16 protein-coding genes are annotated in these 12856 nt (G+C 38.3%); 8 read left to right on the top strand and 8 right to left on the bottom strand.

Going from position 1 to position 12856, the window contains the following annotated elements; translation table 11 throughout:
• Window positions 1-11 precede the first annotated feature (11 nt).
• On the bottom strand, window positions 12-1259 hold the full coding sequence (locus BFL47_RS10495) for an ABC transporter permease (protein ID WP_069659748.1): 1248 nt from the start codon (window positions 1257-1259) through the stop codon (window positions 12-14).
• 331 nt (window positions 1260-1590) lie between these two features.
• Here BFL47_RS10495 and queA point away from each other — a divergent pair, with 331 nt between their 5' ends.
• On the top strand, window positions 1591-2640 hold the full coding sequence (queA, locus tag BFL47_RS10500) for a tRNA preQ1(34) S-adenosylmethionine ribosyltransferase-isomerase QueA (protein ID WP_016194404.1): 1050 nt from the start codon (window positions 1591-1593) through the stop codon (window positions 2638-2640).
• On the top strand, window positions 2641-3315 hold the full coding sequence (locus BFL47_RS10505) for a 2-C-methyl-D-erythritol 4-phosphate cytidylyltransferase (protein WP_069659749.1): 675 nt from the start codon (window positions 2641-2643) through the stop codon (window positions 3313-3315).
• Between the two features lie 53 nt (window positions 3316-3368).
• On the opposite strand, the gene BFL47_RS19610 is transcribed toward BFL47_RS10505, so the two are convergent.
• The 6 genes from BFL47_RS19610 to BFL47_RS10530 form a co-directional block, all read right to left on the bottom strand.
• Complete coding sequence (locus tag BFL47_RS19610) at window positions 3369-3521, bottom strand: lmo0937 family membrane protein (RefSeq protein ID WP_131676076.1); 153 nt, start codon at window positions 3519-3521, stop codon at window positions 3369-3371.
• A 139-nt stretch (window positions 3522-3660) separates the two neighbouring features.
• Window positions 3661-3882 carry a DUF2795 domain-containing protein gene (locus BFL47_RS10510; RefSeq protein ID WP_017258669.1) on the bottom strand — a complete coding sequence of 74 codons (222 nt, stop codon included), beginning with the start codon at window positions 3880-3882 and terminating at the stop codon, window positions 3661-3663.
• An 85-nt stretch (window positions 3883-3967) separates the two neighbouring features.
• Complete coding sequence (locus BFL47_RS10515; protein WP_069659770.1) at window positions 3968-4513, bottom strand: cob(I)yrinic acid a,c-diamide adenosyltransferase; 546 nt, start codon at window positions 4511-4513, stop codon at window positions 3968-3970.
• Window position 4514: 1 nt separating this feature from the next.
• Complete coding sequence (locus tag BFL47_RS10520) at window positions 4515-5276, bottom strand: ABC transporter ATP-binding protein (protein ID WP_069659750.1); 762 nt, start codon at window positions 5274-5276, stop codon at window positions 4515-4517.
• A 36-nt stretch (window positions 5277-5312) separates the two neighbouring features.
• Complete coding sequence (gene gatC / locus BFL47_RS10525; protein WP_069659751.1) at window positions 5313-5606, bottom strand: Asp-tRNA(Asn)/Glu-tRNA(Gln) amidotransferase subunit GatC; 294 nt, start codon at window positions 5604-5606, stop codon at window positions 5313-5315.
• Between the two features lie 43 nt (window positions 5607-5649).
• Window positions 5650-6375, bottom strand: a complete 726-nt coding sequence (locus tag BFL47_RS10530; RefSeq protein WP_069659752.1) for a lysophospholipid acyltransferase family protein — start codon at window positions 6373-6375, stop codon at window positions 5650-5652.
• Between the two features lie 41 nt (window positions 6376-6416).
• Between BFL47_RS10530 and trpS the strand changes: the two genes are divergently transcribed.
• From trpS to BFL47_RS10550, 4 genes are all read left to right on the top strand, one after another.
• Window positions 6417-7412 (top strand): tryptophan--tRNA ligase, encoded by a 996-nt coding sequence (trpS, locus tag BFL47_RS10535; RefSeq protein WP_069659753.1) that lies wholly within the window; start codon window positions 6417-6419, stop codon window positions 7410-7412.
• Window positions 7413-7437: 25 nt separating this feature from the next.
• Entirely contained in the window at window positions 7438-8052 is a 615-nt protein-coding gene (locus BFL47_RS10540; protein WP_069659754.1) for a deoxynucleoside kinase, read from the top strand.
• Between the two features lie 35 nt (window positions 8053-8087).
• The gene (gene kdsB, locus BFL47_RS10545; RefSeq protein WP_083257116.1) at window positions 8088-8858 is read left to right on the top strand and encodes a 3-deoxy-manno-octulosonate cytidylyltransferase; all 771 of its coding nucleotides are present in this window, start codon (window positions 8088-8090) and stop codon (window positions 8856-8858) included.
• Window positions 8859-9002: 144 nt separating this feature from the next.
• The gene (locus BFL47_RS10550) at window positions 9003-10304 is read left to right on the top strand and encodes a M23 family metallopeptidase (protein ID WP_069659772.1); all 1302 of its coding nucleotides are present in this window, start codon (window positions 9003-9005) and stop codon (window positions 10302-10304) included.
• A gap of 40 nt (window positions 10305-10344) precedes the next feature.
• Here the strand turns inward: BFL47_RS10550 and BFL47_RS10555 are convergent, their stop codons facing one another.
• Window positions 10345-10683: a hypothetical protein gene (locus tag BFL47_RS10555; RefSeq protein WP_069659755.1), complete on the bottom strand. Its 339-nt coding sequence runs from the start codon at window positions 10681-10683 to the stop codon at window positions 10345-10347.
• A 112-nt stretch (window positions 10684-10795) separates the two neighbouring features.
• Between BFL47_RS10555 and purU the strand changes: the two genes are divergently transcribed.
• Window positions 10796-11635: a formyltetrahydrofolate deformylase gene (purU, locus tag BFL47_RS10560; protein WP_069659756.1), complete on the top strand. Its 840-nt coding sequence runs from the start codon at window positions 10796-10798 to the stop codon at window positions 11633-11635.
• Between the two features lie 8 nt (window positions 11636-11643).
• Window positions 11644-12825, top strand: a complete 1182-nt coding sequence (pncB, locus tag BFL47_RS10565; RefSeq protein WP_069659757.1) for a nicotinate phosphoribosyltransferase — start codon at window positions 11644-11646, stop codon at window positions 12823-12825.
• Window positions 12826-12856 lie beyond the last annotated feature (31 nt).

Genomic DNA, 12856 nt, shown 5'->3' on the forward strand with positions numbered 1-12856 from the left:
GAAACCCTTATTTATTTGCTTCTTATAGCTTCAACAGGATCAAGTCTGGATGCCATAAAAGCCGGAATAATACCCGAGATCAGTCCTATTGCGGTTGAAAGTATAAACATTAAAACCACTTTACTCATATCAACTATAATATCAACATCCGTTATTATATTCAAAACAAAGGCCAGCAGGTAAACAATCCCCAATCCAATTAAACCTCCCATCAAACAAAGGGCAACAGCCTCGATGAGGAATTGAAGCAAAATAAAGTAGTTTTTAGCACCTAGAGACTTTTGAATTCCAATAATATTCGTACGTTCTTTCACAGATACGAACATGATATTGGCAATACCAAAACCACCAACCAGAATCGAGAAGATTCCTATTACACCGCCCGCAAGGTTAACTACAGCGAACATGCCATCCAGTTGAGCCGTAAGGATAGTCGATTTATTCAGTGCGAAATTGTCATCCTGTTTGGGACTTAAACGATGAACAGAGCGCATAATACCTTTAAGCTCACTTTCCAGTTCTTCAACCGGCACGCCGGATTTACCACGAACAGCGATCTCAGGACCATATTGTTCACTTTCAATGTCAATCAAATTTTTTGCAAAATTAATGGGGAGCAATATCGTTTTATCAGCGGACGTTCCAAGCATATCTTCCCCCTCCTCTTTAAAAACACCTATAACTTTGAGATTCCTGCCCATCACCTTAATGGTCTTTCCTACTGCCCTTTGATTCGGAAATAGGCCCTCTGCTAATGAGTACCCAATAACGGCAATAGGACTACCCACCTTTGACTCCGCTTCTGAAAAATAGCGTCCGTCTTCCAGGTCGAAGGTCCACGTTTTATAATAATCGTGTGTAACCGCCGAAACCTGAGCTCCTTCAACACTATTACTTTTATATTTTAAAGTACGATTACCTGCCCAAACAAAATAAGATACTGCGTCAGCATTTGTGACACGTTCTTTCAGCTTTTCAAAGTCGCGCAATGTAGGTGTCGGCCTGTTCATATATTTCCACCATTGATAATCGCCTCCGAATTCCCATGGCCACTTCTGAATATAGATCGTATTGCTTCCTAATTTGTCTACACTGCTCTGCAGATTATTCCGAAGTGTATCAACAGCCGAAAAGACACCTATAATGGTCATGATACCAATAGTAATGCCTATCAGGGACAAAAATGTCCGTAACTTGTTTTCCTTCAGAGAAGAAAAAGCAAAGTTAAAACTCTCCAGAATTAGTTTTAATACGATCATATTGCAGGTTAGATAAATTTACAAATTAAAAGTTACAAAGGCTGATAAATATAGCTTCATGAGAGACATGTCATAACATGGAGGGATCAGTTGGAAGTCTACATCGAGGTAGCACCCTTGCTCGTTCGTTGCTTGTCCGTTGGTCAACGCATAAAACAGGGGAATTCAGGGAGAACGAAGCTTCAAAGGGCGAGTAAAATGCACACTTACCCCTTTGTTGGGAAACAGTTGGTCCCCAGCCATTACTCACGTTATAAGACCATTATGAAAAGATTAAATAATAGAATTAATTTTCATTAACTTTGCGCCCTGAAATTAGTATTACTTGTATATGAAATTATCCCAGTTTAAATTCGATCTACCTGATTCATTAATAGCAACTACTCCTTCGGATCAGCGGGATGAAGCACGTTTAATGGTACTTGACCGCAATACTGGAGCGATAGAGCACAAAATATTTAAAGACGTCATCAATTATTTCGATGAAAAAGACGTCATGATTTTAAATAACACCAAAGTTTTTCCTGCCCGTATGTATGGCAATAAAGAAAAAACAGGTGCAACTATTGAAGTATTCTTACTACGTGAGCTGAATAAGGAGTTACGTTTATGGGATGTTTTAGTAGATCCGGCACGTAAAATACGTGTTGGTAATAAACTTTATTTTGGAGACAACGATCTGTTAGTTGCCGAAGTTGTGGATAACACGACATCACGCGGACGTACGATCCGGTTCCTTTTTGACGGAACAAACGAAGAGTTCAGAAGGAATATTGAAATTCTTGGAGAAACACCTCTTCCAAAATATATAAAGCGTAAGGCAACCGCAGAAGATAAAGAACGCTACCAAACGATATTTGCAAAAAATGAAGGAGCTGTTGCAGCCCCTACAGCAGGTATGCATTTTAGTCGCGAACTGATGAAACGTCTGGAATTAAAAGGCGTTGAATTTGCAGAGGTAACTTTACACGTTGGTCTTGGTACCTTCCGTGCCGTTGAGGTGGAAGATTTAACCAAACACAAGATGGATTCGGAGCAATTTATTATCGATCAGCCTACTGCTGATATGGTTAATAATGCTTTAGATGAAAAACGCAAAATATGTGCCGTTGGTACAACCAGCATGCGTGCCGTTGAATCAGCTGTATCTGCAGGAAAGAAACTTAAACCAGCAAATGACTGGACCAGTAAATTTATTTTTCCTCCTTACGAGTTCAGTATTGCCAACAGCATGATTACTAATTTTCATACTCCTGAGTCCACTTTATTAATGATGATCTCCGCTTTTGGAGGTTACGAAAGTGTGATGAACGCCTATGAAGTTGCGGTAAAAGAGAAATACCGTTTCTACAGTTATGGTGATGCCATGTTGATTATCTAAATGCACTATTACGCAATAATTGTTGCTGGTGGATCAGGAAAGCGAATGCATGCTGACCTTCCCAAGCAATTTCACTTATTGCTTGGAAAGCCTGTAATGATGCATACCATTGCGGCCTTCTATCATTCATCCTTTCAGCCTGAAATTTTGCTTGTGCTGAACACTGATTATATTTCCTATTGGAAAGATCTTTGTGTTCAGCACAATTTTTTTATACCCCATACTATTATACCGGGAGGTGCCCAGCGATTTGACTCGGTTAAAAATGCAGTTCAGGTAATTACCAACGAAGATTCAATTATTGCTGTGCACGATGCAGTACGACCTGTAATACACGAAGAACTGATTGCCCGATGTTTTGAAGAGGCTACACAGAAAGAAGCAGTAATACCTGTAATTCCAAGCAAGGACTCCTTGAGGAAAATAAGCGGCTCAACGACGGTGTCTATTTCAAGGGATGACATACTGATTGTACAAACACCACAGGTATTCAAATATAGGATACTTAAGAAGGCCTACAGTCAATTATATTCACCTCTATACACTGATGATGCATCTGTTGTTGAACATGCGGGATATACCATATTTACTACCCCAGGCGATGCTTCCAATATAAAAATAACATACATGGAAGATTTGGCCGTTGCTTCCTTGTTTCTAAGTTCTAAAGCATAAAAAAAGACCCATGTATTCAACGGGTCTTTTTTTATGCTTGTTAAACTAATTTATTAAGCGGCACCTCTGATGACCCGCAGTAGAACAGCAATAATTGCAATCACTAATAAAACATGAATGATTCCGCCCGTAGCGTATCCTCCAAAAAAGCTTACTGCCCAGATGATAATCAAGACAACTGCAATCAAATAAAGTAAATTTCCCATAGTAGTATTTTTTTCGTGATGAGTGAATCAATAATACCATAATAATGTAAAAATTGCTGCTTTGTTTATTTTTTTAGAAATTATTTTCTTTCAATAAAAAGACCTTAAAAAAAAGCCTTGCTTAAGGGCAAGGCTTTTTTTAGTACTCATCTTCGTTAAAGAAGAAATCATCTTTAGTCGGATAGTCCGGCCAGATCTCCTCAATATTTTCATATGGCTCGCCGTCATCTTCCAGCGCCTGCAAATTTTCTATCACTTCAACTGGAGCTCCAGAACGGATTCCGTAGTCTATTAGTTCATCCTTAGTTGCTGGCCAGGGAGCGTCTTCCAAGTGGGATGCCAATTCTAATGTCCAATACATATTTCTTAGAATTTAAGTTTTTATTATTTTCGCAAAAGTATAATAAAATTTATTACTTTTTCAAGTATTTTTTTTTGACCTGTATTTACCTTGGAAACCACTTGTTTTCGGGTATTTGATTATCCATAGCTGCTTTCCTTGCTAAGACGAACAAATAGTCGCTTAAACGGTTCAAATAAATCAACACAAGATCTTCTACAGCACTATTTTGTGACAAATGAACGATAATTCGTTCGGCACGCCGACATACACATCTTGCTATATGGCAAAATGAAATAAGTGTGGAACCGCCTGGCAATATAAAGTTTTTTAAAGGGGCTAAATCCTGTTCCATGGCGTCAATTCCCTGTTCCAGGTGTTCAACATCTGATGGATAAAGGCCTGGAAGTTTCATTCTGGATTTTTCATTATCAGCTGCCAGCAAGGCACCCATAATAAACAGATGTTCTTGCACGTCTTTTAAAGCCTCTTTTTGGTCTGCAGTAAGTTCCTGATCCCGAATTAATCCAATGTAGGAATTCAATTCATCTACCGTGCCATAAGCATCGAGACGTATATCTGCTTTAGAAACGCGTACTCCGCCAATAAGCGAAGTTTGACCCGCATCTCCGGTCTTGGTATAAATCTTCATTTTAATTAATTTGTTCAAAGTCAATGCCATTATTTTCCATGTCCTGCAAACGCGGAGACACATTTTTAATATGTTCGTTTGGATAATCGCTTTCAATTAAACCATCTCTCATCCGAACAATCCGATGCGCATGCTGCGCAATATCTTCCTCATGGGTAACCAGGATAATCGTATTTCCTTTGGAATGGATCTCTTCCAGAAGTCCCATTATTTCTACCGAAGTACGGGTATCCAGATTACCGGTAGGCTCATCAGCTAAAATAATAGATGGATTGTTAATCAATGCACGTGCAACCGCTACACGCTGGCGCTGACCACCCGAAAGCTCATTAGGCTTATGATCTACTCTATTTCCTAATCCAACGTTCTCCAGCGCCTTATATGCCCTTTCATTCCGCTCATTCTTTGATACACCGGCATACACTAAAGGTAAGGCTACATTATCCAATGAACTGGCTCTGGGCAAAAGATTAAAGGTTTGAAAAACAAATCCGATTTCTTTATTGCGAACCTCAGCAAGTTCGTTTTCAGTCATTTCACTTACGTGAATACCATTTAATATATATTCACCTTTGCTGGGGGTATCCAGACAGCCTAATATGTTCATCAGCGTGGATTTCCCAGAACCAGAGGGTCCCATTAGTGCCACAAATTCACCTTTGTTGATGTTCAGCGTTACTGATTTCAAAGCATGAATAATTTCGGAACCGATTACATACTTTCTTCCAACTTCTTTGATGATGATTAGCGGCTCATTTTGCATATAGGTTAGATTCTTTGGATTAAAATATGTTACATATCAATTTCTCTCAATTACTTTGGCTACTTTAAAATAGACATCGTCATGAAGAGGAGCATTTTTCAAAGCATCAGCAGGACAAATATCATTCTTCTCCATGTCTTCCCTTAAAACATTCACTTCATCGTTTAGATAAATAAGTGGTTCTATTCCACTCGTATCCAACTCGTTCAGCTTTTCCATAAAGCTCAGGATGTTTTCCATATCTTTCAATAAAGAAACCTTTTCAACTTCATTTACTTCTAGCCTGGCCAGGTGGGCCATACGTTCGATAGTTTGATAGTCTAATTTCATGTATATTCTATTTTTCCTGCCGTATTTGAACAGGTCTTGTAATTTATAATAACCCGCTGTTTATTAAATTATATACTTTCAACTTTAAATCATCTGCATCCAGAGAAGTTAAGCCTTGAGTTAAAACGGGAGTATGCACACAAATATGGCAAATTCCCGGTCTACTTCCATATTTTGATCCATCATCCCACATATTTTTATAATTATCTGAGATACTAACCGGAATTATAGCCAGATTATATTCAATAGCTAACCGAAAAGGTCCATTTTTAAATTCACCAAGCTGCGGCGGATAATGTTCAGATATCCCTCCCTCAGGAAAAACAATGAGCGAAATGTTTGATTTTACGTAAGTTTCTGCACGTTTAAAGGCCCTGAAAGATGACATTTTACTATCTCGCTTTAGGGAGATATCAATTGTTTTAAGGAAGAGTCCGGTAACCGGATTATGCAGCAGTTCCTCCTTGGCCATAAAAGCATAGTTGCCTTTCACCAGAAAAGCCATTGCAGGTATATCTAGGTTGGAACTATGGTTAGCACAAATAATGTACGGAATAGACCAATCAATAGGCGTTTCAAAATGATATTTATATCTGAATCCGGAGGAAAGGGTTGCCAGGTAGGCAAACGCGCGTCTCCATTTATTTAATGTCGGAAACCGCTCCTGCTTTCTGGAGAAATAATAAAAAAAAGGATAGAACAGTATAAAATAGAAGAATACGTTAACAAAATATAAATATCGGTGTGACCGCTTTAAAAATCGTTTCATTTCGGGTCAAAATTATAAAAAATACTTACTTTCGCCCAGTTATGGAAACAGTTGTAAGCGGTATTCGCAGCACAGGTAAACTTCATTTAGGCAATTATTACGGAGCAGTACAAAATTTCGTAAAAATGCAGCATGAGTATAATTGCTTTTTTTTTATTGCAGATTTTCACTCATTGACCACACATCCTATTCCTAAGGATCTTCATGGAAATGTAAAACAGGTACTTGTGGAGTATCTGGCTTGCGGAATAGATCCTGAAAAAGCAACGATCTATGTCCAGTCTGACGTTCCTGAGGTGACCGAATTATATCTTTATCTCAACATGAACGCCTATATGGGTGAACTGGAAAGAAGCACTTCTTTTAAAGATAAGATCAGGGATCAGCCGGATAATGTAAACGCAGGTTTGCTTACCTACCCCGTTTTAATGGCTGCTGATATCATTATTCATAAAGCAACCAAGGTACCCGTAGGTAAGGATCAGGAACAGCATCTTGAAATGTCACGTACTTTTGGTAACCGTTTTAACCGGTTGTACCAGGTAGATTATTTCCCCGAAGCTTATGCTTTTAATTATTCCACCAACCTGGTTAAGATCCCCGGATTAACAGGAAAAGGGAAGATGGGTAAGTCTGAAGGAGAAGGTAATGCTGTATTTCTTTCTGATTCACCTGAAGAAATCAGGAAAAAGGTAATGCGCGCTGTAACGGACGGAGGTCCTTTAGAAATGAATCAGATAAAACCTGATGTGATTCAGAATTTGTTTAGCTTACTCTCAGTGGTATCATCAGTAGATACCTATACTCATTTTGATGATTTGTACAATAACTGCCAGATCCGGTACGGCGACCTGAAGAAACAACTTGCAGAGGATATGATCATTGCTACTGCCCCTGTAAGGGATCGTATTAATGACATTGCATCCAATTCAGAATACCTGAGAAAGGTATCCAAAATGGGCGCCGAAAAAGCACGTGAAAGTGCCAGTAAAACAATAAAAGAAGTCAGGGAGATTATTGGGTTTAAATCATTTTAACCCCATTTACCCATTAATCATAAATATGCATATAGCGATAGTTGGAAATATTGGTGCTGGAAAAACCACACTAACCGAATTACTTTCAAAACATCTGGGCTGGGAAGCGCAGTATGAGGCAGTTGATCATAACCCTTACCTGGAAGATTTTTATAACGATATGAAACGCTGGAGTTTCAATTTACAGATCTATTTTTTGAATAGCCGGTTTAACCAGATAAAAGAGATTCAAGGTTTAAACCATCATGTAATTCAGGATCGTACAATCTATGAAGATGCGTATATCTTTGCAGAGAACCTGAATGAGATGGGATTGATGACAGAAAGAGATTATCAAAACTACCGGGCTATATTCGACAATATGACCTCTTTCATTAAACCTCCTGATTTATTAATCTATCTTAAGGCTTCTATCCCAACGCTGGTGAGTAATATCCAACGTCGTGGAAGAGATTATGAAGCGGGAATCCGTCTGGATTATTTATCAAAATTGAATGATAAATACAAAAAGTGGATCGACAATTATAAGGAAGGAAAGTTGCTGGTGCTGGATAAAGATAATCTTGATTTTTCAAACAACCCTGAAGATCTGGGTTTTATTATTGAAAGCATTGAAAGAGAAATTCATGGTCTCTTTTAATATTTGTGTTTAACCCATTATTAAATCAAGAGGACATGTCAGAACCAGTTCAGAAGAATTCAATACGCATTTTAGGTCTTATTCCGGCTCGGTATGCGTCAACTCGTTTTCCGGGAAAACCGCTTATTGATATTCATGGAAAAAGTATGATTCAGCGCGTATACGAGCAAGCCCTGAAATCATCCACTCTAAGTGATGTTGCTGTAGCCACGGATGATGACCGGATTCTAGAACATGTAATGAGTTTTGGTGGCAAGGTGATCATGACTTCATCTACCCATCAAAGCGGAACAGACCGATGTGCTGAAGCGGCACAAAAGCTTCCTGGTTTTGATGTAATCATAAATATTCAGGGAGATGAACCGTATATAGACAGCAGGCAAATAGACCTATTAGGACACTGTTTCGCTGATCCTCAAACGGAGTTAGCCACCTTGGTCAAAATTATTACCTCAACAGAAGAACTCAACAATATAAATTCTCCGAAAGTTATTTTAAATAAAAATTTGGAAGCGTTGTATTTTAGTCGTACTCCTATTCCATATTTAAGGGATAAAAACAATGACACCTGGTTATCGCATCACACGTATTACAAGCACATTGGGGTATACGGATACCGTTCAGATATCCTTAAAAAGATTACTGCTCTCCCTGTATCTCTCCTTGAAAAAGCGGAGTCATTGGAGCAGTTACGATGGCTTGAAAATGGGTATAAAATCAAAGTAGCAATTACCGACATTGAAACTAAAGCCATTGACACTCCGGAGGATTTAATGAATATCTTAAAGGAAAAAAAAATTCTATAGCTCTTCAAAATAAAGGAATAGATTTTAAACCAAAAGTTAAATCATCGTTATCAGAGTCCTGGATGCATAAAATATTGGGACTCCTTTTTTTATAACAGTCCAACAATGTCAGATGATAACTGTTATTTTTTTCTATACTCTACTATGAAAATATATTATCTGGCAATCATCTCGGTTTTCCTCTATGCATGCAGTCCCACGGGAACTAATGGATTATTTAAAAAAGCTAGTCCCCATGACCAATATGCATCAAATCTTGAAAGTGCCGGACTTCATGAAACTGCTTTAGGAAAGGAATGGCTCAGTGCAGCAGTAAACAGTTTAAATAAACCATTATTTATAGCACTTCCATATAAAGAGACCGGTTATTTCCCTGACAATAAGGCGATGGCTACTGCACTTCGATTCGAAGCAAAATTAGGTTCGAAAATTTTAATCTCTTTTACTAAAAAGCCTGTAGCTGGATTTACTGTATATATTGATTTATGGGAGCAAAGAGCTAATGAAAAGAAAAAGCTATTGGCTTATGCAGACTCTTCAGGCAACCCTTTTGAGTATGAAATTGATAAGAAAGCCACTTATGTCATCCGCCTGCAGCCTGAATTATTAAGCGCGGGCGAATATACTTTGACTATTTCTACAGGCCCTTCTCTTGCCTTCCCTGTACGTGATGGTAAGAGTCAGAGCTTTTGGGGAGCCGTTCGTGACAATGGATCCAGAAGCCATGAAGGAATTGACATATTTGCCCCTTTACGTACTCCTGCGCTAGCCGCTGCAAATGGAATAATAAGACATGTTGGTCTGAATAACCTGGGTGGAAAGGTTGTTTTTCTGAATCCTGACGCTAAAGATTATAGTCTGTATTATGCTCATTTAGATGAACAATTGGTTCAGGAGGGGAAAGTGGTGCATCTGGGTGATACGATTGGCTTAATAGGAAATACGGGGAACGCGCGCGGAGGACCCACTCATTTACATTTCGGTATCTATACCCAAAATGGAGCAGTAGATCCATATCCATTTATTAATCAAACCAATACAAAGCCTGCTTTAATCAAGGGTTCAAATGATTATTTAGGAAAGGGAATGCGTACAACCACGAGAACTTTACTTTATAGTGGCCCTTCTAAATCATTTCCTGAATTAGCAAACCTGCCTAAAAACACCTACGTAGAGGTATTAGCTGCGAGTTCATCCTGGTACAAGGTTTTACTTCCGGATGGACAGGAAGGATACCTGGGAATAAATAACACAAGATCACTGACTGAATCAATGGACAATTATCGTTTATCAGCAGACCATCGTTTGTTAGATAGACCGAGTGATTCCACTGCAAGTAAAAAGCTTCTATTGAGAGGAAATACGGTACCTGTCTATGCTAGTTTTGGAGCATATCTGTACGTCAGAGATGAAGATACAGCAGGCTGGATAAAAATAAAGCCGTAAATAATTTACAGCTTTATTTTTTTTTCGGTATTGAATTCTATTATAGAATAAGAATCAAAAGAAGAATGATAATAATGATAGCACCTACAGAGAGATAAACACCACCAGCGCCAACAGCGTTAGCCTGTTTTTTCATTTCCTTAAGTTCCTTTCTCAGCTCTTTGCGGTCTTGTTTAGTCAACTTGGATTTATCCATTGATTTGATCTCTTCCACACGTCGCTGAATATCTTTTACCTTAGCATCACGCTGTTCTGCAGTCATTGTATTTTCCATTTTAGCTGGATTAATACTTGGATCTGTTGCAGCATTTGCTGATGAAGAAAACATAGCCAGTGTCATTGCAACTGCTAGAGATAGGGAGTAGACTAACTTTTTCATACTATATTGTGTTAATTATGTATATCAGTAACACTCGTTTCCATATAAGTGTTTGTTTTTTATACACATTTAGATCATTTAACATAAATAAAAGGTTTTATTATATTAGGCCATGAATAAAACATTGGTCCTCATCCAGTGCCGGGATGAATTGGGATTAGTAGCAATTATTTCTAAAGTACTTGTTAATCACCAATTAAACATTACGGCTATGCGTGAATTCGTTGACGAGATAGCCAATCAGTTCTTTGCCAGAATTGAATGTGATGGTTTATCTTTTGACCAAAATAACTTAAATACAGAATTAAGGTCCGTTTTACCTGAATATTCCGAAGTGATTATTAATCCTAAAGCGGAGAAACGTATCGTTATAATGGTGACTAAAGAATACCATTGCCTTGGTGATGCTTTGATTCGAAATTACTTCAGTACGCTCAATGCTAGCGTTTGCTGTGTCATCGGCAATTATGATACCTTAAGGGAACTGACTAAAAAGTATGAAGTCCCCTTTTATCATGTTTCGCATGAGAATAAAACAAAACTGGTTTTTGAAGAGGAAATTAAGAAGATAGTTAATGAATATGAGCCTGATTATGTTGTGCTAGCTAAATTTATGCGGATTCTTTCTCCAGAATTTGTATCGCAATACGAAGGCAGGCTCATTAATATACACCATTCCTTTTTGCCTGCCTTTATTGGAGCGAGTCCTTATCGCAAAGCATTTGAGCGTGGAGTGAAACTAATTGGGGCAACGGCGCATTATGTAACCAATGATCTGGATGAGGGACCTATAATTGTTCAGCAAACAATTCCCGTAAATCATACCTTTACCGTTTCCGATATGGTTATTTCAGGAAAAGAAATAGAAAAATCAGTTTTGAATAAGGCTATGCAGCTTGTCTTTCAAGACCGTGTTTTTAGAAGTGGAAACAAAACAATAATTTTTGAATAAACAAACAAATGACTCCTAATTTTCCCTATATAAAATCATTGCTGGATAATGACTTTTACAAGTTCACCATGCAACAAGGGGTAATAAAACTTTTTCCTCGTTCGATGGCCCGTTACGAATTCATAAATCGTGGGAAACATATATTTCCTGCAGGATTTGCAGATTTACTTAGAAAAGCGATAGACAATTTGGTTAACCTTTCGCTAAGTCTTGAGGAGAAAGATTATCTGGCAGAAACCTGTCCCTATTTGGAACCCACATATTTGGATTTCTTACAAGGATACACTTACAATCCTGCAGAAGTGATCATTGAACAGAATGGAAATGATTTATCCGTAAAAATTGAGGGATACTGGTACCGTACGATATTATGGGAGGTTCCGATAATGGCCCTTATTTCTGAATTATTTTATTATACGAATGATTCAGAGGCTGCTACCTCTGAAGAGATCATTTCGATCAATAAGGAAAAGATTGAAAAGTATGCTAAACTAGGTGTAACGATTGCAGATTTTGGTACCCGCAGGAGGCATTCCTACCTGGTACACCGGATGGTAATTCAAGCGCTCGAGGAATATGGCTCAGGAACCTTCGTGGGCACAAGTAACGTTCACTTTGCAATGCGTTACAATACAAAACCTATTGGAACCCACGCGCATGAATGGTTTATGTTCCATGCTGCAAAATATGGGTTTAAGATGTCGAATTCTTTAGGTTTGGAACATTGGACAGCTGTTTATCGTGGCGATCTTGGTATTGCGTTAACAGATACCTACACGACAGATATCTTTTTTGAACAGTTTGATAAAAAGTTTTCCAAGCTTTTTGACGGAGTGCGTCATGATAGTGGAGATGCCATTGAATTTGCTGAGAAGACCATCAGTCACTATAAAAAAATGGGTATTGATCCTTTATCCAAAACAATCATTTTCTCTGATGCCTTGAATTATGATAAAGTGGAAAGGATTGCTAATTTTTGTAAAGGTAAAATAGGGATGTCATTTGGTATAGGTACCGACTTTACCAATGATGTTGGGTTGGTGCCCCTCAATATTGTTATTAAGATGACTGCAGCGCTGCCAGAGAACCAATCGTGGATCCCTGTAGTGAAACTATCAGACGAAAAAGGGAAGTATACTGGCGATCCTAAAATGATCAGCCTTTCAAAAGAAATCCTGGGGATTGATTAAGAGCTGAAATGAGTTTAATATTACTTGAACG

The sequence above is a fragment of the Arcticibacter eurypsychrophilus genome (genome assembly GCF_001730525.1).
Lineage (GTDB): Bacteria > Bacteroidota > Bacteroidia > Sphingobacteriales > Sphingobacteriaceae > Arcticibacter > Arcticibacter eurypsychrophilus.

Excerpts from the sequence above, each read along its gene's own strand:
- BFL47_RS10515 (WP_069659770.1), bottom strand. The coding sequence starts at position 4,513 with ATGAAGATTTATACCAAGACCGGAGATGCGGGTCAAACTTCGCTTATT.
- BFL47_RS10555 (WP_069659755.1), bottom strand. The coding sequence starts at position 10,683 with ATGAAAAAGTTAGTCTACTCCCTATCTCTAGCAGTTGCAATGACACTG.
- pncB (WP_069659757.1), top strand. The coding sequence starts at position 11,644 with ATGACTCCTAATTTTCCCTATATAAAATCATTGCTGGATAATGACTTT.
- trpS (WP_069659753.1), top strand. The coding sequence starts at position 6,417 with ATGGAAACAGTTGTAAGCGGTATTCGCAGCACAGGTAAACTTCATTTA.
- purU (WP_069659756.1), top strand. The coding sequence starts at position 10,796 with ATGAATAAAACATTGGTCCTCATCCAGTGCCGGGATGAATTGGGATTA.
- BFL47_RS19610 (WP_131676076.1), bottom strand. The coding sequence starts at position 3,521 with ATGGGAAATTTACTTTATTTGATTGCAGTTGTCTTGATTATCATCTGG.
- kdsB (WP_083257116.1), top strand. The coding sequence starts at position 8,088 with ATGTCAGAACCAGTTCAGAAGAATTCAATACGCATTTTAGGTCTTATT.
- BFL47_RS10495 (WP_069659748.1), bottom strand. The coding sequence starts at position 1,259 with ATGATCGTATTAAAACTAATTCTGGAGAGTTTTAACTTTGCTTTTTCT.
- gatC (WP_069659751.1), bottom strand. The coding sequence starts at position 5,606 with ATGAAATTAGACTATCAAACTATCGAACGTATGGCCCACCTGGCCAGG.
- BFL47_RS10505 (WP_069659749.1), top strand. The coding sequence starts at position 2,641 with ATGCACTATTACGCAATAATTGTTGCTGGTGGATCAGGAAAGCGAATG.
- BFL47_RS10550 (WP_069659772.1), top strand. The coding sequence starts at position 9,003 with ATGAAAATATATTATCTGGCAATCATCTCGGTTTTCCTCTATGCATGC.
- BFL47_RS10520 (WP_069659750.1), bottom strand. The coding sequence starts at position 5,276 with ATGCAAAATGAGCCGCTAATCATCATCAAAGAAGTTGGAAGAAAGTAT.
- queA (WP_016194404.1), top strand. The coding sequence starts at position 1,591 with ATGAAATTATCCCAGTTTAAATTCGATCTACCTGATTCATTAATAGCA.
- BFL47_RS10530 (WP_069659752.1), bottom strand. The coding sequence starts at position 6,375 with ATGAAACGATTTTTAAAGCGGTCACACCGATATTTATATTTTGTTAAC.
- BFL47_RS10510 (WP_017258669.1), bottom strand. The coding sequence starts at position 3,882 with ATGTATTGGACATTAGAATTGGCATCCCACTTGGAAGACGCTCCCTGG.
- BFL47_RS10540 (WP_069659754.1), top strand. The coding sequence starts at position 7,438 with ATGCATATAGCGATAGTTGGAAATATTGGTGCTGGAAAAACCACACTA.